Raw genomic sequence first — 26591 nt, 5'->3', positions numbered from 1 at the left:
GGGGAACTATGTTTAACAAAAACAAAATCAAAGAGACGCTCGGCGACCGAATTCTGCTTATTTTCATCTATCTCTTATTGACGGTGTTAATGCTAAGCGTTATGTATCCGCTTCTGTACATTCTCAGCTCGTCGCTCAGTTCTCCGCGAGCGGTCGTTGCCGGCCGAGTGTGGCTGTTTCCCGTCGAATTCTCGTTCAGAGCTTACGAATCGATATTTAACAGCTCTCAGATCATGCTAGGCTACTTGAACTCGATCTATTACACGGTAGTCGGAACGTTCATTAATGTCGCGTTTACGGTACTGCTGGCGTTCCCGCTGGCGCAAAAAACGTTCTATGGGCGCAAAATCGTCGTTATCCTCATGATGGTCACCTTCTTCTTTAGCGGCGGGCTCATCCCGACTTATTTGTTGGTCAAAGACCTCCATTTGTTGGATACCCGTTGGGCGCTATGGTTGCCCGGCGCCTTATCCGTCTTCCAGGTCATCGTCGCGAGAACGTTTTTCCAGACCTCCATCCCGTCGGAGCTTCAGGAAGCCGCGCAGATCGACGGATGCAGGGACACCCGCTACTTGGTTAGCATCGTGCTTCCTTTGTCCAAACCGATTCTTGCCGTTCTGGCCCTGATGTACGCGGTGGGCCATTGGAACGCTTACTTCGACGCATTGATCTACTTGAGATCGGAGAATTTGTTCCCGCTCCAATACGTGCTTCGTAACCTGCTGATCCTTAACGCGGCCGATCCGGAAATGTTGGCGAATACGACATTAAAGATTCGCGACCAAGGCTTCGAGCAAGTGCTCAAATACGCGTTGATCGTGGTGGCATGCATCCCTGTCCTGATTATGTACCCTTTTGCGCAGCGGCATTTTGTCAAAGGCGTCATGATCGGTTCCTTAAAAGGTTAATTTGCAGGGCGGTTAACTATTAATGGAGGTGAGGCCCGAGAGGTAAGATCATCGAGATTCGCCGCTATGCAAGTATGCTTCATCCCGGATTAAACATTTAAGGAGGAGTCATTTTGAAAAAAACACTGTGGGTTTCGTTAATGGTTCTGTTGATCGGCAGTATCGTGCTTTCGGCTTGCGGCAATAACAATAAAGATACAAGCAGCGCAAGCCCATCGGCAGGCGCCTCGGCAAGCGCAACGCCTTCGGGGCCGGTAGAAGTCACTTTCTTCGCTCCTCAAGGAAAAGCTCCGCTGGAAGACAACGATTATACGAAGCTGGTCGAACAGAAATTCAACGCGAAGATCAAGTGGGATCTTGCTCCTGCCGACGCATTGATCGACCGCAGACAGCTTCTTCTTGCCAGCGGCGATTACCCGGAAGTGTTCTTGGAAGGCAAATTTTCCAATGCGGATCTGATGACTTACGGAAAACAGGGCGTATTGATTCCTCTTAACGATCTGATCGATAAGTATGCTCCGAACCTCAAGGCTCTATGGGAGAAAAAACCGTTTTTGAAAACCGCCATGACGTCTCCGGACGGCAATATTTACGGCATTCCGCGGTTTAATGAATGTTACCATTGCACGTATTCCCAGAAGTACTGGATGAATAAAGAATGGCTGGATAAGGTCGGATTGCCGGTGCCGACGACGACGGACGAGCTGTATGCCGTGCTGAAGGCCTTCAAGACGCAAGACCCGAACGGCAACGGCAAAGCAGACGAAATTCCGCTGACCGGCGCTCCGAACAAGTCCGTATGGAACGGCAACATCGACGCTTATCTGATGAACTCGTTTATTTACAACGACAACGACAAATATTTGACCGTGACCGACGGTAAAGTCGATTTTGCGGCCAACAAGCCGGAGTGGAAAGATGGCCTTGCGTACATGCAGAAGCTGTACAAGGAAGGCCTGATCGATTCCGCATCGTTTACGCAGAACGACCAGGCGATCGGCCAGCTCGGCAACCGCGAAGGCGACGAGATCGTCGGCTCCATTACGACCGCGCTCGTCAGCTACCTGCTCAATGTCGGGGACGAGAAAATCACTCGCCACAAGCATTGGGTTATCGTACCGCCGCTTAAAGGGCCGAACGGCGTTCAGCTTGCGGGCACATGGCAAGGGCTCGGCGAATTCGCGTTCACGATCACCAACAAAGCGAGCGAAGCGCAGCAAATCGCCGCTATCCAAATTGCCGACTATGCATTCAGCGAAGAAGGCGCGCTGTTCAGCGAATACGGAACGAACGAAGGCATCGGCTGGAACAAAGCGCAGCCGGGCGAGAAGAACATCTGGGGCGAACCGGCGAAATACAGCTTCGAAAATCTTAAAAAGCTGGATGAAAACGCGATAAGAAACGATAGCTGGTCGCTGCTCGGTCCGAAGGATATGTCGAAGGAATTCCGCGACTCGTTCGCTTCGGCGCAAGATCCGCTCAGCGCTAAAGGCTACGAAACGCGTCTGGCGCAAGCGACGAAGGAATACGAGCCGTATGCTCCTAAAGAAATTTATCCGGCAAGCGCGTATATCCGTCCGGAAGACACGGATACCGCGGCTCAACTGACTACGGCGATCAAGGATTACGTCAATACGAGCATGGCCCAGTTCATTATCGGCAACAAAGACATCGAGAAAGACTGGGATGCTTACGTGAAGGGCTTCGACGGCTTGAACCTGGCCAAATATATCGAAATCTACCAAAACGCGATCACCCAAAGCTAATCGTTGACGGGCAGAACAGGAAGTATAACCTTCGGGTTTACTTCCTTCTGCTATGTCTATGGATGTAAAGGAGACGGATTATGGGGTACAGGGATTCGGCGCTGCCTGCGGCGGAGCGGGCGGAGAGCCTGCTCGCCTTGATGACTATCGAAGAAAAGGTCGGCCAATTGCTTCAGCCGTTCGGTTGGAAGACTTACCATAAAGACAACGGCGCCATTCTCCTTGACGAATCCTTCAAGAAACAAGCGAGCAACGGCGGCGTCGGATCGCTCTACGGAGTGCTTCGCGCCGATCCATGGACCGAGGTTACGCTTGAGAACGGATTGTCTCCGGAGGAAGGCGCGCGGGCGATCAACGAAATTCAGCGTTATGCGGTCGAGCGTTCGCGGCTCGGCATTCCGATTCTGTTCGGCGAGGAATGCTCGCATGGGCATATGGCGATCGGAGCGACCGTATTTCCGGTTCCGCTCTTGGTGGGAAGCGCGTGGAACGTGGATTTATACCGGGACATGTGCCGGGCCATCGCGGCCGAAACCCGCAGTCAAGGCGGCGCGGCTACTTATTCGCCGGTGCTGGATGTCGTCCGGGATCCCCGTTGGGGCCGAACCGAGGAATGCTTCGGCGAAGATCCTTACATGATCGGGGAACTGGCGACCGCCGCCGTGCAAGGGCTGCAGGGCTACCGGCTGGATCGGGACGATAGCGTAATCGCGACCTTGAAGCATTTCGTTGCCTACGGCAGCTCGGAAGGCGGGCGGAATGCCGGCCCGGTTCATATGGGCTTGCGCGAGCTGCACGAGATAGACTTGCTCCCGTTCCGCAAGGGGGTCGAAGCCGGCGCCTTGTCGGTGATGACGGCTTACAACGAGATCGACGGCGTTCCCTGCACCTCAAGCGAATACTTGCTGCAGCGGCTTCTAAGGGAAGAATGGGGCTTCGACGGGTTCGTCATTACGGACTGCGGCGCCATCAACATGCTGGCCTGGGGCCACGACGTGGCGAAGGACGGGGAAGAAGCGTCGGCGGTTGCCCTTAAAGCGGGCGTCGATATGGAGATGTCCGGCGAAATGTTCGGTAAGCACCTGCTGTCCGCTCTGCGGAACAATGCCATTTCGGAAGCGAAGCTGGATGAAGCGGTGCTGCGCGTATTAAAGACCAAGTTCCTGCTCGGCTTGTTCGAGCGTCCATACGTCGACCCCGAGCAAGCCGCGAGAATCATCGGTTGCCGGGAGCATGTCGAGCTAGCCCGGCAGGTCGCCCGCGAAGGGATCGTCCTCCTGAAGAACGAGGGCGGAACGCTTCCGCTAAGCAAAGAAACCGGCAAAATCGCGGTGATCGGACCGAACGCGAATCATATTTACAATCAGCTGGGGGACTATACTTCTCCGCAGCCTCGCCATCAAGTGGTCACCTTATTGGATGGCATCCGCAACGCATTGGGCGAGAGCGGGCAAGACCGGATCCTGTACGCGCCGGGCTGCCGGATCAAAGGGGATTCCAAGGAAGGATTCGAGACGGCGCTGGATAACGCCGCGCAAGCGGACGTCGTCGTTCTGGCGCTCGGCGGTTCAAGCGCGCGCGATTTCGGCGAGGGGACGATCGATCTTAGAACGGGCGCTTCCGTCGTCACCGAGCATTCGTGGAGCGATATGGAGTGCGGCGAAGGAATCGACCGTACCGGTTTGCACTTGCTGGGCGCACAGCTAGAGCTGGCGAAAGAAATCCATAAGCTCGGAAAACCCGTCATTGTCGTGTACATTAACGGACGTCCGATCGTGGAGCCTTGGATCGACGAGAACGCGCATGCGATTCTCGAGGCGTGGTATCCGGGCCAGGAAGGCGGGAACGCCTTGGCCGACATCTTGTTCGGCGACGTTAACCCTTCCGGCCGGTTAACCGTATCGATCCCGAAAGACGTCGGTCAGCTTCCGGTTTATTACAACGGCAAGAGAAGCAGGGGCAAGCGGTATTTGGAGACGGATTCGAAGCCGCGTTATCCGTTCGGATTCGGCTTGAGCTACGCTTCGTTCGAGTACGACGGGTTAAAGGTGTCTCCGGAGCGGATTTCGCCGGATGGGGAAGCGACCGTCACGGTCAACGTCACCAATACGGGAGCCGTCGCGGGCACGGAAGCGGTGCAACTGTATATATCCGATAAAGTCAGCTCCGTGACCCGGCCCGAGAAGGAGCTGAAAGGCTTTCGGAAAATAACGTTGGAACCGGGGGAAACCCGAGCGGTCGCTTTTCGGATTGCCAAGGAGCACCTGCAATTGATCAACGCGCGGCTGATGCCCGCCGTCGAACCGGGGGAATTCAGCATCATGGTCGGAAGAAACGCCGAAGACTGCATCGGCGCGTCTTTATTCGTGGAGAACGAGGTGTAATAGATGTATCGAATCCTTCGTTACGTTAAATATTTATCCGATAAACAGTGGCTGGATGCCATACCGCTGCGGGATTGGGAAATGAGAAAAGCCCGTTATATCAAACCGGGAGAGTATGAATACGAACCGGGGCAAGACGGCTTGCTGCAGGATGACCGGCTGGACGGGAAACACGGCATCACTTACTTTCTTAGAAAGAAAATCGCGATTCCTCCGGAGTGGGCATCCGATTCGGTCGGCTTGCTCGCGGAAGGCGGAGGAGAAGGGCTGCTTCGCGTGAACGGCGCCTCTTACCAAGGGTTGGATCGAAACCATCCTTTCGTCCCGCTTTACTTAGGGGGGATCGGAAGCGAGCCGTTGCTTGAAATCGAGCTCTACGACCCGATTCCGGAGCCGGTCGATCCGCTCAACGCCCAATCCACGATCAATCCGCCGGTCACTCATTTCCAGATCCGGCTCGTCCGCGCGAACAAACCGCTGCAAAGCTTATTATATAGCGTCCAGGTTGCTTACGAAGCGATGCTGCTGCTTGACGAACGCGACTTGGTCCGGCAGAAGATGATGGACGTTCTATATGAGACGATGGAGGAAACCTACCGGTTTCTGGACAGCCGTCCGACCGATGGGGAATGGCTTCGTTCGATGGAGGAAAGGCTGGCGGACCGCGTTCAAGCGTTAATACCGGATCAACGCGCGGACGGCTTGATGCACATGGTCGGCCAATCGCACATCGACATCGCCTGGCTGTGGCCGGTTCGGGAAACCGTCCGCAAGGTCAGCCGCACGTTCTCCAGCATGACGACGTTAATGGAGGAGTATCCGGATTTCGTCTATTCCCAGAGCCAACCGCTGCTGTACGCTTTCGCGAAGAAACATGATCCGGCACTCTACGAGAAGATCAAAGCCAGAGTCGCGGAAGGCCGGTGGGAGCTGGTCGGCGGCATGTGGGTGGAGCCGGACTTGAACATTCCGAACGGCGAATCGCTCGTCCGCCAAATGCTGTACGGTCAACTCTTCTATCAAGAAGAGTTCGGTCGAACGTCCCATATCGAGTGGCTGCCCGACACGTTCGGCTACTGCGCTTCGCTCCCGCAAATGCTGAAGCTTGCGGGCATCGATTACTTCATGACGACGAAGCTGAATTGGAACGACACGAACAAGTTCCCGCACGAGCTGTTCCATTGGGTCGGCATCGACGGGTCTTCCATCGTATCGTATTTGAACCACGGCCTTAACGAGCATACGAAGCCGAAAGACATTCACGAGCATTGGCGGGAATTCCGGCAAAAAGACAAGCTGGACGAGCTGATGCTGCTGTACGGACACGGAGACGGCGGCGGCGGGGTTACTCGCGAGATGATCGAATACGTTCGCCGTTCTTCGCTCATGCCGGGGCTGCCGGTCAGCCGGTTCGGCACGGCCGCGGCTTTCTTCGAAGAAGTCGGGACAATCGCGCCGACGTTGCCGAAGTGGCACGGCGATCTGTATTTGGAGCTTCACCGGGGCACCTATACGACTCATGCGCGGAATAAGCGAAACAACCGCAAAGCGGAAGTGCTGTACCGCGAAGCGGAAATATGGAACCGGCTGGCTCGGCCGTTCTTGAACGGCGAACCGGGCCGGGACGCTCTGCGCCAAGGCTGGGAGCTGATGCTGCTTAACCAGTTCCACGACATCATCCCGGGAACGGCGATTACGGAAACCTACGAGACGTCCGCAACCGAATACGAGCAAGTGTTCAAGCTGGGGAACGAGTGTCTGGAGCAGTCTCTGCAGGCGCTGGCCGCGCAAGTATCGGCGGCGGGAGAAGGAACGCCTTATGTCGTATTCAACAGTCTCGGCTGGGAGCGGGACGAAGTCGTTACGATCGAAGGGGATGCCGAGCTGGCAATGGCGGGAGCGTTCGATCAGGCGGGCAACCGGCTGCCAAGCGACGTCCGCCGCGACGGCGAGTACGGCGAGGGCCGCTATACGATGTCGATTACCGTACCTTCGATTCCCGCCGTCGGTTATAAGACGATTTGGCTTCGGACGTTGGCAGATGAGGGCGACAGTGTGCCTGCCGATGCGCCGGTGACGGCGTCGTTCGGAAATTCGTGGGAAACCAGGAAATACCTGTTGGAATTCAACGTAGAAGGGGAAATCACGCGCTGGCTGGACAAATCGGCAGGCCGCGAGCTTCTGCCTCCCGGAGCCAAAGCGAACGAGCTTCAATTTTATCACGATAAACCGCTGTACTGGGACGCCTGGGACATCGACCCTCGCTTCGAGCAGCAGCGGGCGGGAACGGTCGAGCTCGTCAAGAAAGAGCTGGTTCAGGCAGGGAAGACGTCGGACGTGCTTCGGTTCGAGTGGCGCTTGAACCGGTCGACCATCAGCCAGGACGTTATTCTGTACCATCATCAGCAACGCGTCGATTTCAAAACCCGCGTGCAATGGCACGAGGATCACAAATTGCTCAAGGTCGCGTTTCCCGTCGACATCGTAGCCGCCAAGGCGACTTATGAAATCCCGTTCGGGGCGCTGGAAAGGCCGACCCATAACAACACGAGCTGGGAGCAAGCCCAGTACGAGGTTTGCGGCCACCGCTGGGCGGACTTGTCGGAGGGCGGCTACGGCGTCAGCCTGTTGAACGATTGCAAATACGGCTACGACATCAAAGACGGCACGATCCGCTTGTCCTTGCTGCGCGCGCCGAAATGGCCGGACGCTACGGCGGATCAGGGAGAGCATGAATTTACGTATTCTCTGTACCCTCACGAACAGGATTGGCGCGGAGCGCTGGTCGTTCGCAAAGCCGCGGAGCTGAATCACCCCGCGATCCCGGTGCGGGTTCCGCGGCGCAGCGCAGCCGTAGCCGCAGCATCGGCAGGCGAAGTGCTGCTGCCGGACGGGCAGTCGATGATCCCGTTCGAGAGCCGTTCCGTCGTGCTCGATACCGTCAAACCGGCGGAGCGCGGCGGCGGAACGATCGTCCGCTTATATGAGTCTGTCGGAAGCCGCGACAGCGTCGCCGTTCGTCTGCCCGGCTCGCCTAACCGGGTATGCGTCGTCAACCTGCTGGAGGAAGAGATGGAGCCTTTGGATATTGCCGATGGCGTTCTCCGTCTGAGCTTCAAGCCGTTCGAAATCAAATCGATCAAATACGAGTAAGGTGAACGGATAGGGGATTGGGTTCAAATGAGTCGAACGGTTATTTTTTACGATGATACTTTTCCTTATGAAGGCGAACGTCCGGGGGACGCCTCGATCGAGGCGCTATCGGCGATCGGACAAGTGGTCGACGCGGAATTGTTGTCCGGGAAGCTACGGGATGCCGGCTGTCTGATCAGCTTGCACGGCAAGTTTTTCCCCAAGCGGGCATGGACGGATATTCTCGCTTTGTTGCAAAGAGGGGGAGGCCTTCTTCATGTCGGAGACGAGCCATTCCGCGTTCCTGTCAACCAAGAAAACGGGGCGTGGGTTGCCGAGAAAGAGCAGACCGCCTATCATCAAAGCTTGCAAATCCATGAAATGCTGCATGTCGATCCCGCGCCGATCGATCATTACAGGGCCAATGAAGACCTTCCTCTGTTTATCGGCAAGGAATCGTTGTTCTCGGTTCAACCGACCACGGGTTTCGTTCTCCATGTGACGCGGTCGGACGATCGTCCGGGAGAAGGCGGGTCAAGCGGGCCTATGGATGCGCATATCGCGCCGCTGTTAATAGGCGTGTCCAAGGAAAATCGGGAAGTCGCGGCTCCGGCCGTGCTGATCGAGAATACGAAAGGGGTTTTCTCCGGCGGGCGCTGGATATTCGTAAACCTGCGGACGGAGAAGACGTTCTGGGAAAACGGCGGAGCGGAAGCGCTCGGCGAATGGGGCGCATATTGCCGGCGAGGCGTGACCGAGATCTGGCTGAAACCGAACTATGCCGCGTACGAGCCGGGAGAGCGGGCGAACTTGACGCTGCAGGTACAAGCCTTGCGAACGGCCGAAGACCGATTGCCGTCCGAGCCCGGATTCTGGCGTTTCGAGATTGAGGTTACGAAGGAAGCGAAGGGCGCTGCGAAAGCCGTATGGACCGGCCGGACGGAGATGAAAGCGTCGGGAGAACTGGCTTTTGCCAAGATCCAGGTTCCCGTTGGGATCGAACCCGGATATTACGGCGTCAGCTGTCTCGCGACTTCCGATGCGGGAGAAGTACGCCGCTTGCGCCAAGGCTTCTGGGGGATCGATTCCGCGTTGCTGCGCGAAGGGGAATGGCTGCGGTGCGACCGCGATTATTTCCGGAAGGACGGACGTCCGCTTCCGATCGTCGGCATGACCTACATGGGTTCCGACGTGGCGCGGAAATTTCTGTTCATGCCGAACGCGGCCGTATGGGACCGCGATATCGCGCAGATGAAGAAGGCCGGAATCAACCTGATCCGCACGGGCATATGGACGGCTTGGCGGCAAGTGATGTACGTCGACGGGCATCCGTACGAAGAAGTGCTGCGCGCCATCGACGCTTTTATCCTGACGGCCAAGAAGCATGACATCGAAGTGACGTTCAACTTTTTCGCGTTTACGCCCGAGGCTTGGGAAGGAATGAATCCTTATCTCGATCCGCGCAGCGTGGAGGCGCAGAAACGGTTTATCGCGTCGATCGTGTCACGGCATGCGGAGACGAAGAACGTCCATTGGGATTTGATTAACGAGCCGTCGATGTTCAATCCGAAAGAACTTTTCGCGGGACCGCGAACCAATGGAGATCCTTACGAGCAGAGGCGGTTCGCGGAATGGCTCGAGAAGAGACACGGTTCCATCGGCGCGCTTCAGGAGCATTGGCATATGACGCCGCCGGAGCTGCCGGATTTTGGGCATGTGCGACTGCCCGAAGCCGGGGACGTGAACTTCGGCACGACGCCGATCCTTCCGAAGAAAGGGGGGGCTTGGCTCGATTACACGCTCTTTACGATGGATATGCACAATAAATGGGCCCGGGAGCTAACGGAAACGATTCGCTCGATTCAACCGAGCCAGCTGGTGACCGTCGGGCAGGATGAAGGGCTGGCCGGTCAGCGGCCGTCTCCGTTCTTCTATGCCGAAGCGGTTGACTATACGACGAACCACACGTGGTGGATGATGGACCAACTCGTATGGGACGGAATCTTCGCGAAGTCGCCGGACAAACCGAATCTGGTGCAGGAAACCGGGATCATGTATGTCGAGACGCCGGATGGCAGGGCCAAGCGTTCCGAGTTCGAGCTTCGCAACATTCTCGAGCGCAAATACGCTTACGCTTTCTCCACCGGGGGAGCGGGCGCGGTCCAGTGGGTGTGGAACGCCAACATCTATATGAACAACGTGAACGAGTCGAATATTGGAGCGCTGAGGGCGGACGGGACGGAGAAGCCGGAGGCGGACGTGTCGTACGATTTCGGGAGCTTCATGGGGGAAATCCGCGATCTGTTCGAAGGCCGCGAGCTGGAAGACGTCGTTGTCGTCTATCCGTTCTCCAATGATTTCTCGACGTGCAAGCTCGCTTTCGATGCCACATCCAAGCTGACAAGGACGCTTGTTTACGAGATGAAAGCGGCGTTTCGGGCCGTCGGGGAGTATCACCTGGAGAGCTTGTCGGCGTATAAGCCGAAGCTGATCGTCGTTCCAAGCGCGCACAACTTTGCGGACGCTGCGCTGCAAGATCTGCTGTCCCATATCGAGGAGCACGGCGGTACGCTATTGTACACGGGCCCGATCGGCCTGAACGAATATTGGGCTCCCTCGGAACGGTTAGTCGGGATAACCGGCGGAAGGCAGCTCGGGAATGTGCTTCGGGAAGAGTTGCTGGAGTTGGAAGGCAAGCGGCTGCCGGTGTCCTTCGGCGGACATCGCATCGCGCAGATCGGCAAGGAAGTCGTCGGGGGAACGAACGGCGGCGGTGCGGCGCAGGTCCATAGCTATGCGATCGGCAAGGGAAAGCTGATCTGGTCGCCTTTGCCTCTTGAACTGAATGAACGAACCGAATCTTTGGTCGAGCTATATGAATATGCCCTGAACGAAGCCGGCGTCCGGCCGGAACTGGAATGGAAGCAAGGCGGAGAGCTTCCGGGGGTGTACGGGAAGAAGGTAAGCTTCTCCGCGGGGGCACTGTTCGTCTTCGTGTCGGAATACGCCGCCGATGCGACGGTTGAGGTCACGGACCCCTCCAGCGGCAAAACATACGAGTTCGAGCTTCAGCGCGAGCGTTCCGTGTTGTTTGCAGTCGACGGGCAGGGAGAGCTGCTGTCCGTTTACCGGCCTTTAGAGGTTTCGATTGACGTGAAATAACCCAGGCGAGACCGCGACGATCGCGGTCTCGCCCGGGTTTTTCTTTATCCGTTACACGAATGGCTTCGTATGGAAATCAGTGTATAATTTAGGCGTGAAGAGTATGATGGTGTTGAATGTAATTGTATGATTGCGGAAGGAGGTAGACATGAAGATGTCTCCATCCGATAGGAAAATCTTCTCGAGCAATCCGGGCCGAGCGACGTCCATGTCCGAGTCTTCGCGCGTTCCGGTCGCCGACTCCCGGCGTAACCGGGCCGAGGCGATCGGCCTCGCGATTGCGGTGGCGGTAAGCGGCGCCTTGTTCGCAGGGGTCGGCCTCTTCACTCTCGAATACCGAGGGACGGGTCACGGCATATCCGGCAACGGGAATCCCGGATTGCTCTTCGTCATCCCCGCCGTACCCGCGTATGCGTTCTTGATGGTTTATGCTTGTCGAATAAGCTATCGCATCCGTCTCCATTGGCGGGCATCGATACTAGCGATAAGCGGATTGACGCTGCTCATCCTCGCTTGCGCTTACGGCGAATACGAGAAATCGCATTCGCTGCTGCGCCGACTGGGAGGAGGCCCGGGAGATCCCGACTCGGTTATCTACCGATTCGGATGGTTAAATCAGTATACGAATACGCTTTTCTTTAACGTCTATACTTATCTTGCCGGTTTATCGTTAGCGGCGTTAATCGGTAATGTCGTTAATCGGCTACGTCCTTAAACGGCAGATGGAAATCTCCATCTCATCGGAACGGATTTCACTTGTGCAGCTATTCACGCCGATTTCGGATTTTGATGGACAATAAGATGATGCAGTAACGTTAACCTGTTCCAACCCCATTTAGTCGAACTGCTGCTCTCGGTTGGCCGGGTTACGGCGCTGTAGTTGGGTTTAGTCGAACTGCTGCTCTCGGTTGACGGGAATTAGACGGAAGGTTCGGCGTTTCGAGCATAAAGTCTTATGTAGAAGGTAGCCTGCGGGGCATTGGATCGTGATGCCGCTGAACGTACGGTGCAGGACTTCGCGGAAGACGATGGCGGTCACGTTGTTGTAGTTGCCGTAGAAGTCGGACAAGTCGTCGTTGCCGAACTGGACGACGCGAACCTTGAATACCGGATAAAAGTAAGTCACGCCGAAGATCGCGCGAAGCTGAACAACCGGTTCGTGGTGAAGGCCGCCTTGTACAGCGCGACGAACTCCGCCTGGGATAGGTAGTCTTTGGTTCAACCTATATAGTCGAATTTCAGCGTTCACGGGCCTGAATAAATGTACTTTTCCACCTCGCGTAGGCTGGCAGAGTAGATACAATAGAAAAAGCGAAACCCAGACCGGACCGCAGATGGCGGCTCCGAAACCTGGGTTTTTGTCGTCTTACACGAACTGCTTCGTATCGTTATTCCGTCCGAATCGATAGATCGCGACGAGAGCGAACGCGGCGGAGAAAGCGAACAGGATCGCGATGTTAAGGCCTAGGCTGCCGAAGGCATCTCCGCGTTGGAGTTTCTCCACCGAATCGAGCAGCCAGTGCTGCGGCAGGAAGTTCGAGATTTGGCGGACGGAGTCCGGCATGATCTCGGCGGGGAAGAAGCAGCCGGAGAGCAAGCAGGTCGGCGTGATGATCAGGTTCTGCAATGCGCCGGCGCCGGCCCGGCTCTTGGAGAAGGAGACGATCAAGAGCGACAGAGCGATCGCGGCAAGCGCGAACAGCAGCAAAATCGGGAACAAATGCGCGGACGACACGCCGGAGTCGATGTTCATGACGTTCTTCATCAGGAACAAGGTGACGACGATCTGCGCGAACAGGATGACGAAGCTTACCGCGACGTTCGCCAGCACGTACGTCCTTGCCGAGATCGGCGACGAGAGCAGGCGCAGGAACGTGCGGTTTTCCTTCTCCCCGAGGATGAGCTCCGAGAGATTGACGGAAGAGAATAGCATGAACGTAATGAGAAAGCCGAGCGATTGGTACGTCATGTCTTTGTTATGCGACGTATCCGTCACTTGCTCGGTCGTCACCTTGAAGCTTTGGTCCCGATAGGCCGAGTACAGCGCGTCGAACCCGGCGGCATCGCCTTTCGTCTCGCGGCCGATCGATGCGACGTTGGCTACGTAACCTTGCAGCATCGCCTTGACGTAAGCGGTCACTTGGGCGCCCTTGACGGAGAGGAGCGTCAGCTGTTCCGGTTGCTCCGTCCCGGCCCGCAAGCTCGCCGAGAAGCCTTCGCCGAAAATAAGCCCGCTGTCCAGCTTGCCGGCCGCGATGTCTTTTTTCAGCGTCGCTTCGTCCGTGACCGTCATTTCGACTTCCTTTAAGCCTTCCACGAACCGGATCGCGTCTTGCGTCAGCGCCGAGCCGCCGTCTTGGTCGACGACGCCGACCTTAAGCGTCCCGCCGTTGAAGTTGCCGTACAGGAAAGTAGAGACGAAGACGCCGATGATCGGCAATCCCAAGTATAAGAACAGGCTTTTTTTGCTGCGGAACGTGTTCATTAAGGTTTTGCGCATAAGCCAGCCTATATCTTTCAGCATTTTAGAGCGCCTCCTTCCGGCGAATGGAAATGACGGATACGGCGAGGAACGCGGCGGCGCTGGCGGCGAACAATCCGATCGTCGGCCAAGCGGCGTTCAAGTCGTCCGAGAAAATGATGCGGGTCAGCGCGCGGTTCGCCCAGCGTAGAGGCGAAAGCTCCGTCAGGAGACCCAGCCCTTTATCCGTGTCCGCGATCGGGAAGTAGGCGCCGCCTACGAACGACGCGACCTGCGTGAAGATCATGATGAACGTGCGGGCCGCTTCGCCTCCGAATAAGTAGCTGAGCCCGAGGCCGAAGCTGATGGAGAACGCGACTTCCGCGGTCAGCACGAGGAGGACGAGCGCGGGGTGACTGCCCCAGTCCGCTTGGAAAAGCACGCCGCTGACGAGCATGACGGCGCCGACCATGATGCTGTTGATGAAGGTCGTGCCGGCGACTTTGCCGATGAACACCTCCGCTTTGCTGACCGGCGCGGCCGTCAGGCGGGCGAGCGTATTGCGGGAGCGTTCCCCTTGGAACAGCATGCTGCCGGGGAGGGCGGCGTAAAGACCGATCATCGTCGTCATCGCGATGGCGTAATAATCGATGGAGCCCGGTTTCTTATCGGCGTCCAGCGCGGTTTCCCGAACAAATTCGGTTCCTTCCGCGTTCGCGCCGGCGAGAATCGCCTCGGCTTTGGAAGGGTCGGTCTCGTAAGCGGCCGCGGCCAAGTTGTATCGATCCGAGAAGGCGGTCAGCATTCCTTGAACGATGTTGCTCTCGATCGTGTTTTTGCTGCTAGTGTACAAAGCGAGGCCTCGATCGTCGATCTCGGCGTACGCGGTGTAATGGTCTTCTCTCACTTCGAGCTTGCCGTCCATGTCGGCCGCGAGAGGCGTCGTCTCGATGCCTTCCTTGGCGAGGGCATCGGCGAAAGCTTGCCAGGATTGCGATAATTGACCGTTCGTCGCGTCGTTCTTATAGAGAAGGCGGATATTGTCCACCGGCGTGCTGCTTACGAAGGCGTTCGATAGCGCCGTGCCGAGGATCAGCATGAGAACGACCGGGAACGCGAGCATGAAGACGAACGTTCTTTTCTCCCGCAGGGTCGACTTGATTTCTTTTAACGCGATACTGAGGATGTGCATCTCTCGTTCCCCCTTAGTCCCTCAAGTTGCGGCCGGTCAGCGTCAGGAACACCGTCTCCAGATTCGGAGCCTGCTCTTCGACCGAGCGAATTTCGATTTCGTCCTTGATCAGCTGCTGGACGATGCGGTTCAAGTTGTTTACTTCGCCTTTGGAAGCGATCTTGACGACGTTGTCCTCGAGCCGGACCGCGGTGACGCCCGGGATTTGCTTCAGCCGTTCCGTCTCCAACGTCTCCCCGCCTTTGACGCCGATCCAGATGTCCTTCGTGTCGGTGATGATCGCCTTGAGCTGCTCCTTCGTGCCTTCCGCGATGATCTTGCCGTGGTCGACGATGGCGATGCGGGTGCAGATCTCCTCGACCTCTTCCATGTAGTGGCTCGTATAGATGATCGTGCAGCCCATCTCGTTGAGCTCCCGGACGGAGTTCAGAATGTAGTTCCGGGATTGCGGATCGATGCCGACGGTCGGTTCGTCCATGATGATCAGCTTCGGCCGGTGCGCGATGGCGCAAGCGATGTTGAGGCGACGTTTCATCCCGCCCGAGAAGCTGGAAGGATAGCTCTTCGCTTTGTCGGCGAGGCCGACGAACCGGAGCGCTTCTTCCGTCCGTTCTTTCAAGAGAGCGCCGCGCAGGCCGTACAGTCCGGCGAAAAAGCTCACGTTCTCGTAGGCGGTCATGTTCTCGTAGATGGCGAGATCCTGCGGCACGATGCCGATGTTCGACTTGGCGAACTTGGCGTTGGCCGAGATGTTCTTGCCGAGCAGGAGAATTTCTCCCTTCGTGCTTCTGAGCAGGGAGGCGACCATGCTGATCGTCGTGCTCTTGCCCGCGCCGTTGGCGCCGAGGAACCCGAAAATCTCGCCTTCCTTCACGCTCAGGGACATATTGTCCACGGCGACGAAATCGTCGAATTTCTTCGTCAGGTTGCGGATTTCAAGTACGTTCATCCGGATCACTCCATCTAAATTAGATTAAGGTTCGATTAGTTCGGTTATCAGCATAGGCTTCGTGATCGAAATCTGACTTTTCGAACTTCCTTTTCAAGAGGTTATGATTGAATTGTAATGAAAAAGGATGCCCCTATGTCAGTGCATAAGTTCATCCCGGGATATGAGAATCTTCATGTTTTGGACCGTGAGAATGTCAGGGTGAACCGTCTGCAGGCGCCGGCGTTTCCCTTGGCAGCAATGTCGTGACGCTGAAGCCCTTCTTGCCGTCCGCGACGACGGTGCCTCCGACGGCGGCCGCGCGTTCTTCCATGCCGACGATGCCGAGGCCCTTGACGATCTTATCCGCGCCGACGCCGTTGTCCGACACGACCGACTTCACGAACTTGTTGAGCACGTGCACTTCGATATGGATGCTCGTCGCTTGACCGTATTTCAGCGAATTGGTGATCGCCTCGGAGGCGTTCTCCTGCACGATCTTCCATTGGAGCGGCGTGACCGCGTCGACGTCCCCTTTGTGGGAAAGCGTCGCCTGCACGCCGCGGTTCGCGGACAGCTCGTCCACCATGAGACGAAGCCGGTTGATGCCGAGCTCCTCGGATTTGGGCTTCGCGTCCTTCAGCGTCAAGCGAATGCGTTCGAGTCCTTCTTTGGAAATATGAATGGCGTTGCCGAGTAGCTCCGACGCTTTGTCCGGATTGGAGGCGAGCAGCATCCTCGACGCTTCCATCTGAATGAGGGCGCCGGCCATCGCGTGCCCGATGTCGTCGTGGATCTGCTGCGACAGCCGATTGCGCTCCTCGAGCTTGATCGTGTATTCGGAACGCCTCATATAATCCGCGTTCTCGTTCAGCGAGCGGGTAAGCCGTTCGAAATCTTCGCGCGCTTTCTCGTTCATCGCCTCGAGCTTGCCGATTCTCGCGAGCGCCGCGCGCCCGTTCGCGAAGATCAGGAAGCTGAGCGACGCGGCGAGCAAGTAAGCCGGAACGAGTTCCTTGGGTGCAAAGGGCAAGGGGACGAGCAACAGCAGGCCGGCGAAGAGCGTCCGCAAGCCGGTGAGCCAAGCCAGTTCGTACAGGTTGGCCGGAAGCAGGAGCAAGAAAAGCGGGTCGAGTTTCCATGCGCAGCCGATGGCGAAAGCGGCGGCGAGCAGGCCGAGTACGCGTTTCGGCGCGGGGCGCTTGAAAATCGGAATGGCGATGTTCAGGCTCAGGAAGACCAGGTTGGCCAGCATGTAACGTTCGTCGGATTGCTCCGTAAGGAAGAAAGACACGGCGATCGTATAGGCGAGCAGGCCCGCTTTGTTGCCGATGATCCGGTAATCCATGAAGCCTGCCTCCTTGTCGCTCGTTCCCCGATGAATGCGCGCGTTCGGCCATCGTTCCTTTGCCGGTTAACCGTCGGACATTCTCGTCTCGCCCGTTAAGTAGTAGATGGCGATCTGAGTGCGATGCTCTAGTCCCGTTTTGTTCAGGATGGACGTGATGTAGTTGGCTATCGTGCCTTCGGATATAAAAAGCTTCTTGGCGATCTCCTTGTTGGAGAGGCCGTTCGCGATTTGCGTCATGACATCCAGTTCGCGTTCCGTGAACAGGCCGCGGTCGATGAGGCTTCCGTCAGCGAAGGCATTGGCCGGCTTGGCGGGCGCGTGGGCGTGAGCTGAGGAGGGCGCGTTCGTCCCGCCGTTCAGCAAATTGGACTTAATCTTTTCGAGCACGACGTCCTGCAGTACGTGATGGTCGTTGTGCACGCTCTTGATGGCGTCGCGGATCCTTTCAGGATCGTTGTTCTTCAGCAAATAGCCGCGCGCGCCGGCTTTGACGGCTTCGAGCACGAACTCGTCGTCGTCGAACGTCGTCAGGATGAGCGGCTTCGCTTTCGTCTCCGCGACAATGAGGCGCGCGGCTTCGACGCCGTTCATGTTCGGCATCCGCACGTCCAGCAGCACGACGTCCACTTCGTTGTTCCGGCAGTAATCGACCGCCTCCGCGCCGTCCCCGACCGTGCCGACGACCTCGAAATCGGCGAACGTCGTCAGGATGATTTTCATCCCTTCGCGAATGAAGGAATTGTCGTCCGCGATCAGCACTTTGATGGTCACCGCTTCACACTCCGTTCGTGGTTAAATCTCCCATCGTCATCTTAACCGATTCCGCCCGGATGGGGAAGCGCGGCCGGGGGCTCGATGGGGAAGGAGAGGACGGTGTCCCGCGTCGCTAACTGCCGCGTAGCCCCTCATTCCGCCGAAATAACGGTGCCCCGCGCCGCTAACTGCTCGATTCCCCTCATTCTGCCGAAATAACGGTGTTCCGCGCCGCTAACTGCTCGATTCCCCTCATTCTGCCGAATTAACGGTGTCCCGCGCCGCTAACTGTTCGAATTCCCTCATTCCGCGGAAATAACGGTGCCCCGCGCCGCTAACTGCTCGATTCCCCTCATTCTGCCGAATTAACGGTGTCCCGCGCCGCTAACTGCTCGAATTCCCTCCTTCCGCCGAAATAACGGTGTCCTGCGCCGCTAACTGCTCGAATACCCTCATTCCGCGGAAATAACGGTGTTCCGCGCCGTTGCGCTAGTTGGACGAAGACAATCTGATTGTCCCCCCACGCCAAAAAGACCTGACCGGGATCCGGCCTCTCCCGTTCAGGTCTAGAACAATTCAAATTAGGCTATATCCCGACCCAACTCCGGAACTTGCGCCAGATCGAAGGCCCGCCGTCGCCGGGCTTGTCGCCTCCCTCCTCATGCGAGCCGTGGACGGCGCACGTCTCGGTCGGCTCCGTGCCGGCGAGGAACGTCATCAGCACGCGGCCCGGGCAATCCGGCGTGGCAAGAGCGTTCGTCGCCGGATCAATGAACACGCTGACGACGCCTTCGGGCACGGCGAAGTCGGCGGGAGGAGAGGCCGAGAGCGCCGTCTCGGTGAATTGCGCGAAGATCGGCGCGGCGCGGTGGGCTTCGCTCGAAGCGATTGACCGGCCGCGGTCGTAGCCGACCCATGCGGCCGTCGCCAGCTCGGGCGTATAGCCGACGAACCACGCGTCGGAATCGGTCGTCCCGGTCTTGCCGGCGACCGGCCGCTTCAGCAGGTTCGACACGCGGTGGGCGGTGCCGCCGCGCTCGAACACGCTCTCCAACAGGCGCGTCGTCACGTAGGCGAGAGCCGGGGAGACGGCCTGCTCGCCGCGCGTCCGCGACTTATATAACACGTTGCCGTCCCTGTCTTCGATGCTCGTGATCGCGATCGGCTCGGAGCGCCGGCCTTCGTTCGCGAACGTCGAGAAGGCGGAAGCCATCTCGAACGGACTGACCGGGAACGTGCCGAGCGCGAGCGACGGAACGGCTTTCAGCGACGACGTGATGCCGAGCCTGCGCGCCATCGCGATAACGTTGTTCGGCCCGGTCTCCATGATCGCGTGGACGGCGTAGATGTTGTCCGAAGCCGCGATCGCCTGGCGGAGGCCGATCTCCTCGTTGAAGTATCTTCCGTTATAGTTGCTCGGCCGGTAAATTTCGCGGTCCGAATCGAAGTAAAAGATCGTCGGCTCGCTGCGGAAGCGAGTAGCGGGCGTAATCGTCCCGCTCTCCAAGGCCGCGGCGTACAGGATCGGCTTGAACGACGACCCGGGCTGGCGCGTACGCGCGAACACGCGGTTAAACTGATTGCTGCGGTAGCTGCGGCCGCCGATCATCGCTTTGATGTAGCCGTTGCGGGGATCGATGGCCACGAGGGCGGTTTGAAGCGCTTGATTGGCCCCTTTCATGCCGCTCTTGACGGCTTCCTCGGCCTTCTTCTGCATGCCTGAGTCGAGCGTCGTGCGAATGGTCAAGCCCCCCTCGTTCAGAAGGCGTTCGTCGATGCCTAGCTGCTCGACGGCGGTTTTCTTGACGTAGTCGACGAAGTAGGGGGCGGTTCGCTCCTCTTCCTCGGGCAGCGGCCGTACGTCGACGGGCGATTTGGCCGCCGTATCCGCTTCTTTCCGGGAGATCTGGCGCGTGTCGGCCATAGCCGCGAGTACCGTCTTCTGCCGCGCGCGGGACTCTACCGGACGCAGGTGAGGGGAGTAATAGCGCGGTCCTTTCGGAATGCCCGCGAGAAGCGAGCTTTCGGCCAGCGTCAGGTTCTTCGCCGATTTGCCGAAGTACAGCCTCGAAGCCGCTTCCGCCCCGTACGCGCCGTGCCCGTAGTAGATTTGGTTCAAGTACATTTCGAGAATCTCGTCTTTCGTATACGTCTGCTCTAAGCGGGCGGCGTACCACGCTTCCTTAAGCTTGCGTTTCCACGTGCGCTCGTGGGTCAAATAAAGATTGCGCGCGAGCTGCTGCGTCAGCGTGCTCGCTCCTTGCTGCTTGGACATATGCCTCGCGTCGACCCATGCCGCCCTCGCCATTCCTCTCCAGTCGACGCCCGCGTGCTCGTAGAACCGGCGATCCTCGACCGCCAACGTCGCTTTGACGAGCCACGGCGAAATATCGGCCAGCTTAACGACCTCGCGGTTCATGCCTCTCTGAAGCGAAGCGATGACGTTGCCGTCCGAATCGACGATTTCCGTCGATTTCATCGTCGCTCCGGATGGCAAGGATCCGTAACGAAGCATCGCGATGCCGGCGCCGGCGCAAGCGATCAGCGTCAGCAAGGTCAGCCAGCCCAGCCTCCGGCGGAGCTTGCTCCACGGGGAGACGGCTACCGGGGCGGGCTGTCGATCGTTGTTTTCCATCGTTCGCGCGTGCCTCCCTCTCATGCCGTTCGTCGTTGTTGGAAAGGATTAGATTCCATTAGTATGGAAAAGACGGCTCCCGGCTATCCCCTCTTCAACGACCGAAAATCGGGGCGTGGAGCCTCCGTAAGATCCGAGTCGCTCCGTCTCTCTTCCTTAATAAACCGAAGGTTGTTGCTTTTTGGGCACGTTTTTATATAATACTTGTTGTTTGGTACAATAAAGCGAACGATGCAACGTGCGCCCGAAGGCCATACGATACGCATACATGCAGAAGAAAGAAGGGATCCCATGTCCTCCATGGAATTGTGGTTCACCGAGAAGCAAACCGAGAACTACGGCATCACGATGAAATCGAAACAAACGTACGTTCACGAACAAACCGAGTTTCAAGAGCTCGCGATGATCGAAACCGAAGAGTGGGGCAACATGCTCTTGCTGGACGGCATGGTCATGACGACGGAAAAGGACGAATTCGTCTACCACGAGATGGTGGCGCATCCCGCGCTGTTCACTCACCCGAATCCCGAGCACGTGCTCATCGTCGGCGGCGGAGACGGCGGCGTCGTGCGCGAAGTGCTGAAGCACCCGAAGGTGAAAAAGGTCGTTCTCGTCGACATCGACGGCAAAGTCATCGAGCATTCCAAGACGTACCTGCCTTCCATCGCCGGCAAACTGGAAGATCCTCGCGTGGAAGTAATCGTCAATGACGGCTTCATGCACATTCATGATCACAAAAATACATACGACGTCATCATGGCGGATACGACGGAGCCGATGGGACCGGCGGTGAACCTGTTCACGCGCGGCTTCTACCAAGGCATCTACGAGTCGCTGAAGGACGAAGGCTTGTTCGTCGCCCAGACGGACAACCCGTGGTTCAAAGCCGACCTGATCCGACAAGTGAACCGCGACGTCAAGGAAGTGTTCCCTCTCGTGCGCGTCTTCACGGCGAACGTGCCGACGTATCCGAGCGGCCTCTGGACGTTCACGATGGGCAGCAAGAAACACGATCCGCTGGCCGTCGACGAGAGCGCCATTCCGGAGCTCGACACCAAATACTACTCCCCGCGCCTTCACAAAGCGGCGTTCGCGCTGCCGAAGTTCGTGGAAGATTTAACGAAGTAAAATAAATCGATAGCACTAGCGACCTAAAGGAGATTTCCGCGACATGCGTTTACCCCAAGCCTATTCCGGCAACGTGTTCATCTGCAGCTCCGAAGACTACTCGTCCTCGAAAGCCGTCATCTACGGCATGCCGATGGACTACACCGTATCGTTCCGCCCGGGTTCCCGGTTCGGCCCCGGCCGCATCCGCGAAGCATCCGTCGGACTGGAAGAGTATAGCCCCTACCTCGACCGCAGCATCGTCGATCTCGAATACTTCGACGCGGGCGATCTGCTCCTGCCGTTCGGCAACGCGGCGAAGAGCCTCGACATCATCGGCGAATTCGTCGCCGGCGTTCTGGCCGACGGCAAAATTCCGGTCGGGCTCGGCGGGGAACACCTCGTCAGCTGGCCGGTCATCCAAAAGGTGTACAAGAAATATCCGGATCTCGCGATCCTGCACTTCGACGCGCATACCGACCTTCGCGAAGAGTACGAGGGAGAGCCGCTGTCGCACTCCACGCCTCTTCGCAAGGCGGCCGAGCTGATGGGGCCGCAGAACATTTACCAGTTCGGCATCCGTTCCGGCTCCAAGGAAGATTGGACTTACGCGCAGACGTCCGGCATCCGCTTCCATCCGTTCGAAGTGGCGGAGCCGCTGAAGAAAGAGCTTCCTTCGCTTGCGGGCCGTCCGGTCTACGTGACGATCGACATCGACGTGCTCGACCCGTCCGCCGCCCCCGGAACGGGAACGACGGAAGCCGGCGGCATTACGACGAAGGAATTGCTCGAAGCGATTCACGCGATCGCCCGTTCCGGCGTGAACGTCGTCGGCTTCGACCTCGTCGAAGTGGCGCCGATCTACGACCCGACGGAGATGACGCCGATCGTCGCTTCCAAGATGATTCGCGAAATGCTTCTCGGTTTTGTGAAATAAGCGGACATTAACGAACGTTATAGCCCTTGATTATCGCGAACGTGCGGTTTTCGAGGGCTTTTTCGTTCAAATGAGAGCGAATTTTATTGATTTTTATCGAATTATACGAAAATAATGGATTTCAACCGGTTTGCGCTATGTTACAATAACTTCCATAGACAAAGATATCGATAGGGACATGGGGTGGTGGGCGTATGTTCGGTTGGCTCGGTTGGAAGCAAGGTTTGCCTTTGTGGTGGTCTTATCGGTTAAACGCGAAGCTGAAGCAAGACGTTGAAAACATTTTCGAAGGAATCGCCGAGACGAGGGTCCAAGTGCTGAAGGACTGGACATCCGAGCAGTGGCGGCATCTGGAGCGGCTGAAGGAGCAGATGGAGTCGGCCGATTCCCAATCTCGTTCCTCCAACAGCGAAGAAAGCGACATCGGAACGGACGCTCTGCACAGATTGTTCTCCGCGACGTACGCCCGTGCGACCGACGTGACCGAGCTGATCTTGCTGGACGGCCAAGGCATCGTCGTTTATTCCACGCACTCGCCGCATGTCGGCCGGGAGTACGGCGCCGGCTCGTTGCTATCGGCAGGTCTCGACTATTCGCGCGGGGAAAAGGGCGAAGGGCGCAAGTGCCTGTTCGGCCCGTACGGCGACCCGATGACGCTCGAGACCGGTTCGCGTTCGTCTCCGTTCCACGACAAAATGACGTTGCTCTTCATTCAGCCGATCTTCAAGAACGGCGCATGGTCCGGCGCGTTGTGCGCGCGGGTGCCGAACGACGTCATCGGCGATTTGATTCAGCGGGAATCCGGCCACGTGTATCCGGACTCCGGCGACAACTATATTTTCATGGCGAAACCGGGCTTGAACCGGGATATCGCCCCGGGCATCGCGTTGTCGCGCAGCCGATTCGAGGATCGGACGTTCACGCACGGAGAGAACCTGAAGGACGGCGTCACGACCGACTGGGGCATGGTGACGGTCAAGGAGCATACGGAGCTCGAGCTGATGTTTACCGATCCGGCGACGGGGCAATTGCATCCCGGCGTGGCGAACACGATTCGTAACGGCAGCAACCTATTCGTGGAATTCCCCGGTTATTCGGATTACCGTCACATTCCCGTTATCGGCAAAGGGGTTACGTTCCAGCTTCCGCATTGCCCGGACGTCTGGGGGATGATGTGCGAAGGGGATCTGGAAGAGGTGTATCGGATCCGGGGCATCGCCCTCCGGCAGCTTCGTCCGCATGCGCTCCTCGTCGGAATTCTCGGAATCGCGGGCGCGGCGCTCGTATATTTGATCGCTTCGCAGGCGTCTCCGCTGGCGACGGGGCTGTGCGCGCTGGCGATGAACCTGCTGTTCGGCGCTTGGGCGAGCGGCGCCGTGCACCGCCGGACGAACCGCAGAATCGTCGAACCGATTCGGGAGATCAGTCGCTTCATCCGCATCAACGCCGAGGGCGAAGGCGACTTGACCCAGCGGCTCGATACGAAGACGTTCGACAACGACGAATCCCGCGAGCTGGCGAAATGGATCAACAACATGATCGACTCGATGGAAGGCATCATGCTCAAGGTGAAGCTCGCCGCGGAGGACGTGTCTTCCAGCCAGCAGCTGCTCAGCGAATCGACGCTGACGACGGCCGCTTCGACGGAGCGGGTGAGCGGCAAGGTCCACGACATGATCCGAAGCATCCGGCGTCAGCTCAAGGATATCGACGTGGCCAAGGACGTGGCGGACGAGATGCGACAGACGCTTCACATGCTCGAGGAGAAGGCGTCGCAGCAAATTACGGTCGCTCAGGGCGAAGTCGGGCGCATCGGGGATAAAATGTCGGAAATCTCCGTGCGCGTGGCCGACACGAACAAGACGATCCGCGTCTTCCTCGATACTGCGAACGAAATCCGCGGCGTGTTGAACGTCATCGAGGAAATATCGGCGCAGACGAACCTGCTCGCGCTGAACGCCGCGATCGAGGCGGCTAGAGTCGGCGAGCACGGCCGCGGCTTCGCCGTCGTCGCGCAAGAGATCCGCAAGCTTGCCGACATGACGCGCCAGTCGACGGAGGAAGTGCACGGCTTCGTCGAGAAAATCACGAACAACGCTCAGGAGGCGTACGAGTCGATCACCGAGGGGACGAAAGTCGTGTCCGAGGGCACAGAGCTCGTCGCCGCCGCGACGGAGACGCTCGGCGACGCGAAAGCCGACGATTCGCTGAAGACGCAAGTCATCGATGAAGTCGTCGTGCTCATGGAGAAAGTCGCAACCGTCAGCATCGAGAACCGGACCATCTCCACGGAGGTCGAAGGCCGAATGCAGGAGCTTCTCGCGGATATCGTCGGCGTCCGTCACACATCGGACAACGTCGAGGCGATCACCGCGTTCATGCAGCAGCTCGTCGGCCAATTCCGGTTGACGGAAACGGGCAAACGTTAAAAACGGATGTAGGCAATTCGAAGCGACCGGGTAGAAGGGAGCGCGCTAGGGCGCGCGATTCCTGACGCCCGGTCGCTTCGTCGTCATGAACGATTGCATAGAATCGTCGTAGGATGGAAATGCGAGGTTTGTCCGCCTGCCGAATATCGGTTATAGTTATGAATTAACCGGACGGAGAAAGAGTGGTTTCTATGCCGACAATTCATGACGTGGCGTTAAAAGCGGGGCTATCCGTTACGACGGTATCCCGGGTGCTTAATAATAGGGGATATATTAGCGAGGCGACGCGGAAAAAAGTATTCGAGACGATGGATATGTTGAACTATCAGCCGAATGAAATCGCCCGTTCTTTGCTGCGCAAGCAATCCAATATCATCGGTCTGATCATTCCGAACGTGTCGCACCCTTTCTTCGGGGAGCTTGCCAATCATGTGGAATATTACGCTTATCGAAGCGGCTGCAAGGTGCTGCTCTGCAACTCTCGCCTGGATCCGGTGAAGGAAAAAGAATACATCGAGATGCTGAAACGAAACCGGGTTGACGGCATCATCATGGGCAGCCATACGCTGGAAGTGGAAGATTATCGGAATCTGAATTACCCGATCGTAACCATCGATCGAAGAATCGACGCCATACCGTTCGTTGCTTCGGACAACGAAAGCGGGGGGGAGATGGCCGCTCGGCTGTTGATCGACAAAGGCTGCCGGAAGATTGCGCATTTTTGTGGGAATTTGCATCTGGATATGCTATCAAACCTTCGAACGACTGCTTTCGAGCGGGTCGTGCGGGCCGAAGGCGTCGAGTTCCTTACCTTGCAGACCAATATGGATGTTTTCGATCAGCAAGAATACGAACGGTTGATGGCGGAGTTGTTTACTCAGCATTCGGATATCGACGGCGTGTTCGCTACCAGCGATATCATTGCCTCTTTCGTTATCAAATGGTGCCGCAAGCTTGGCAAAGAGATCCCGCGTCAAATGCGGATCGTCGGTTACGACGACGTCAGCGCCGCTTCTTGGGTAAGTCCGGCTCTTACGACGATCAAGCAGCCGATCGAAGATATGGGACGGCTGGCCGTCGAATTGATTCGCAAGCAGATGGACGGAGAGACAATCGGGCGCGAGTACGTGCTTCCGGTTAAATTGGTGGAACGCGAAACGACGTGACGGATGACAAAAGCCTTGCGAACCCTTACGCTGTAAGGGTTTTTCGTCTTTTTGGAGTGAATTGTTGACGTTTTCATTCTATGCTGATATGATTATGTCAAACGATTGACATACCAATCGTTTGACACAAAGAGGATGAAGTTATCGCGTTCGCCGATGCAAGAGTCCTGGCATAAAGCAGCCTCATGTTTATGCTTTATGACAGCGTTCTCATTGCCCGCACAAGTAGAGGGGGGATGTACGGCAAACGAATAACGCATTTTCTTTGTTGGAAAACTAA

At 57.4% G+C, this 26591-nt stretch carries 17 protein-coding genes; 10 read left to right on the top strand and 7 right to left on the bottom strand.

Annotated features, from left to right (window positions below; translation table 11 throughout):
- The first annotated feature begins 8 nt into the window (after nucleotides 1–8).
- The 6 genes from ACFPPD_RS01525 to ACFPPD_RS01500 all read left to right on the top strand — a co-directional run bounded on the left by ACFPPD_RS01525 (nucleotide 9) and on the right by ACFPPD_RS01500 (nucleotide 12067).
- Nucleotides 9–908 (top strand): carbohydrate ABC transporter permease, encoded by a 900-nt coding sequence (locus ACFPPD_RS01525; RefSeq protein WP_209747327.1) that lies wholly within the window; start codon nucleotides 9–11, stop codon nucleotides 906–908.
- 113 nt (nucleotides 909–1021) lie between these two features.
- Entirely contained in the window at nucleotides 1022–2674 is a 1653-nt protein-coding gene (locus ACFPPD_RS01520) for a type 2 periplasmic-binding domain-containing protein (RefSeq protein WP_209747329.1), read from the top strand.
- Between the two features lie 80 nt (nucleotides 2675–2754).
- Complete coding sequence (locus tag ACFPPD_RS01515; protein ID WP_209747331.1) at nucleotides 2755–5058, top strand: glycoside hydrolase family 3 N-terminal domain-containing protein; 2304 nt, start codon at nucleotides 2755–2757, stop codon at nucleotides 5056–5058.
- A 3-nt stretch (nucleotides 5059–5061) separates the two neighbouring features.
- On the top strand, nucleotides 5062–8211 hold the full coding sequence (locus tag ACFPPD_RS01510; protein WP_209747334.1) for an alpha-mannosidase: 3150 nt from the start codon (nucleotides 5062–5064) through the stop codon (nucleotides 8209–8211).
- 27 nt (nucleotides 8212–8238) lie between these two features.
- On the top strand, nucleotides 8239–11352 hold the full coding sequence (locus ACFPPD_RS01505; protein ID WP_209747336.1) for a beta-galactosidase: 3114 nt from the start codon (nucleotides 8239–8241) through the stop codon (nucleotides 11350–11352).
- Nucleotides 11353–11506: 154 nt separating this feature from the next.
- Complete coding sequence (locus ACFPPD_RS01500) at nucleotides 11507–12067, top strand: hypothetical protein (RefSeq protein ID WP_209747338.1); 561 nt, start codon at nucleotides 11507–11509, stop codon at nucleotides 12065–12067.
- 171 nt (nucleotides 12068–12238) lie between these two features.
- Here ACFPPD_RS01500 and ACFPPD_RS01495 read toward each other — a convergent pair whose 3' ends face one another.
- The 7 genes from ACFPPD_RS01495 to ACFPPD_RS01465 all read right to left on the bottom strand — a co-directional run bounded on the left by ACFPPD_RS01495 (nucleotide 12239) and on the right by ACFPPD_RS01465 (nucleotide 20672).
- Complete coding sequence (locus ACFPPD_RS01495) at nucleotides 12239–12574, bottom strand: hypothetical protein (RefSeq protein WP_209747340.1); 336 nt, start codon at nucleotides 12572–12574, stop codon at nucleotides 12239–12241.
- 144 nt (nucleotides 12575–12718) lie between these two features.
- Entirely contained in the window at nucleotides 12719–13873 is a 1155-nt protein-coding gene (locus tag ACFPPD_RS01490; protein WP_209747420.1) for an ABC transporter permease, read from the bottom strand.
- A 4-nt stretch (nucleotides 13874–13877) separates the two neighbouring features.
- Nucleotides 13878–15005: an ABC transporter permease gene (locus ACFPPD_RS01485; protein ID WP_209747343.1), complete on the bottom strand. Its 1128-nt coding sequence runs from the start codon at nucleotides 15003–15005 to the stop codon at nucleotides 13878–13880.
- Nucleotides 15006–15018: 13 nt separating this feature from the next.
- Complete coding sequence (locus tag ACFPPD_RS01480) at nucleotides 15019–15954, bottom strand: ABC transporter ATP-binding protein (RefSeq protein ID WP_209747345.1); 936 nt, start codon at nucleotides 15952–15954, stop codon at nucleotides 15019–15021.
- A gap of 196 nt (nucleotides 15955–16150) precedes the next feature.
- On the bottom strand, nucleotides 16151–17281 hold the full coding sequence (locus ACFPPD_RS01475) for a sensor histidine kinase (protein ID WP_209747347.1): 1131 nt from the start codon (nucleotides 17279–17281) through the stop codon (nucleotides 16151–16153).
- A gap of 66 nt (nucleotides 17282–17347) precedes the next feature.
- Nucleotides 17348–18004 (bottom strand): response regulator, encoded by a 657-nt coding sequence (locus ACFPPD_RS01470; protein ID WP_378081150.1) that lies wholly within the window; start codon nucleotides 18002–18004, stop codon nucleotides 17348–17350.
- A 619-nt stretch (nucleotides 18005–18623) separates the two neighbouring features.
- Nucleotides 18624–20672 carry a transglycosylase domain-containing protein gene (locus ACFPPD_RS01465; RefSeq protein WP_209747351.1) on the bottom strand — a complete coding sequence of 683 codons (2049 nt, stop codon included), beginning with the start codon at nucleotides 20670–20672 and terminating at the stop codon, nucleotides 18624–18626.
- 300 nt (nucleotides 20673–20972) lie between these two features.
- Between ACFPPD_RS01465 and speE the strand changes: the two genes are divergently transcribed.
- The 4 genes from speE to ACFPPD_RS01445 all read left to right on the top strand — a co-directional run bounded on the left by speE (nucleotide 20973) and on the right by ACFPPD_RS01445 (nucleotide 26311).
- Entirely contained in the window at nucleotides 20973–21800 is an 828-nt protein-coding gene (gene speE / locus ACFPPD_RS01460; RefSeq protein WP_209747422.1) for a polyamine aminopropyltransferase, read from the top strand.
- A 43-nt stretch (nucleotides 21801–21843) separates the two neighbouring features.
- On the top strand, nucleotides 21844–22716 hold the full coding sequence (speB, locus tag ACFPPD_RS01455) for an agmatinase (protein WP_209747353.1): 873 nt from the start codon (nucleotides 21844–21846) through the stop codon (nucleotides 22714–22716).
- 194 nt (nucleotides 22717–22910) lie between these two features.
- A complete protein-coding gene (locus ACFPPD_RS01450) occupies nucleotides 22911–25145 on the top strand; it encodes a methyl-accepting chemotaxis protein (protein WP_209747355.1) in 2235 nt (744 codons plus the stop codon).
- A 191-nt stretch (nucleotides 25146–25336) separates the two neighbouring features.
- Nucleotides 25337–26311 carry a LacI family DNA-binding transcriptional regulator gene (locus ACFPPD_RS01445; protein WP_209747357.1) on the top strand — a complete coding sequence of 325 codons (975 nt, stop codon included), beginning with the start codon at nucleotides 25337–25339 and terminating at the stop codon, nucleotides 26309–26311.
- Nucleotides 26312–26591 lie beyond the last annotated feature (280 nt).

It is taken from the genome of Cohnella suwonensis (assembly GCF_042655365.1).
Classification (GTDB): Bacteria; Bacillota; Bacilli; order Paenibacillales; family Paenibacillaceae; genus Cohnella; species Cohnella suwonensis.
This window is presented reverse-complemented; position numbering and strand designations above follow the sequence as displayed.

Coding starts and splice junctions, on each gene's coding strand:
- ACFPPD_RS01525 (WP_209747327.1), top strand. CDS start 9: ATGTTTAACAAAAACAAAATCAAAGAGACGCTCGGCGACCGAATTCTG.
- ACFPPD_RS01515 (WP_209747331.1), top strand. CDS start 2,755: ATGGGGTACAGGGATTCGGCGCTGCCTGCGGCGGAGCGGGCGGAGAGC.
- ACFPPD_RS01510 (WP_209747334.1), top strand. CDS start 5,062: ATGTATCGAATCCTTCGTTACGTTAAATATTTATCCGATAAACAGTGG.
- ACFPPD_RS01505 (WP_209747336.1), top strand. CDS start 8,239: ATGAGTCGAACGGTTATTTTTTACGATGATACTTTTCCTTATGAAGGC.
- ACFPPD_RS01500 (WP_209747338.1), top strand. CDS start 11,507: ATGTCTCCATCCGATAGGAAAATCTTCTCGAGCAATCCGGGCCGAGCG.
- ACFPPD_RS01485 (WP_209747343.1), bottom strand. CDS start 15,005: ATGCACATCCTCAGTATCGCGTTAAAAGAAATCAAGTCGACCCTGCGG.
- ACFPPD_RS01480 (WP_209747345.1), bottom strand. CDS start 15,954: ATGAACGTACTTGAAATCCGCAACCTGACGAAGAAATTCGACGATTTC.
- ACFPPD_RS01475 (WP_209747347.1), bottom strand. CDS start 17,281: ATGGATTACCGGATCATCGGCAACAAAGCGGGCCTGCTCGCCTATACG.
- ACFPPD_RS01470 (WP_378081150.1), bottom strand. CDS start 18,004: ATGAAAATCATCCTGACGACGTTCGCCGATTTCGAGGTCGTCGGCACG.
- ACFPPD_RS01465 (WP_209747351.1), bottom strand. CDS start 20,672: ATGGAAAACAACGATCGACAGCCCGCCCCGGTAGCCGTCTCCCCGTGG.
- speE (WP_209747422.1), top strand. CDS start 20,973: ATGGAATTGTGGTTCACCGAGAAGCAAACCGAGAACTACGGCATCACG.
- speB (WP_209747353.1), top strand. CDS start 21,844: ATGCGTTTACCCCAAGCCTATTCCGGCAACGTGTTCATCTGCAGCTCC.
- ACFPPD_RS01450 (WP_209747355.1), top strand. CDS start 22,911: ATGTTCGGTTGGCTCGGTTGGAAGCAAGGTTTGCCTTTGTGGTGGTCT.
- ACFPPD_RS01445 (WP_209747357.1), top strand. CDS start 25,337: ATGCCGACAATTCATGACGTGGCGTTAAAAGCGGGGCTATCCGTTACG.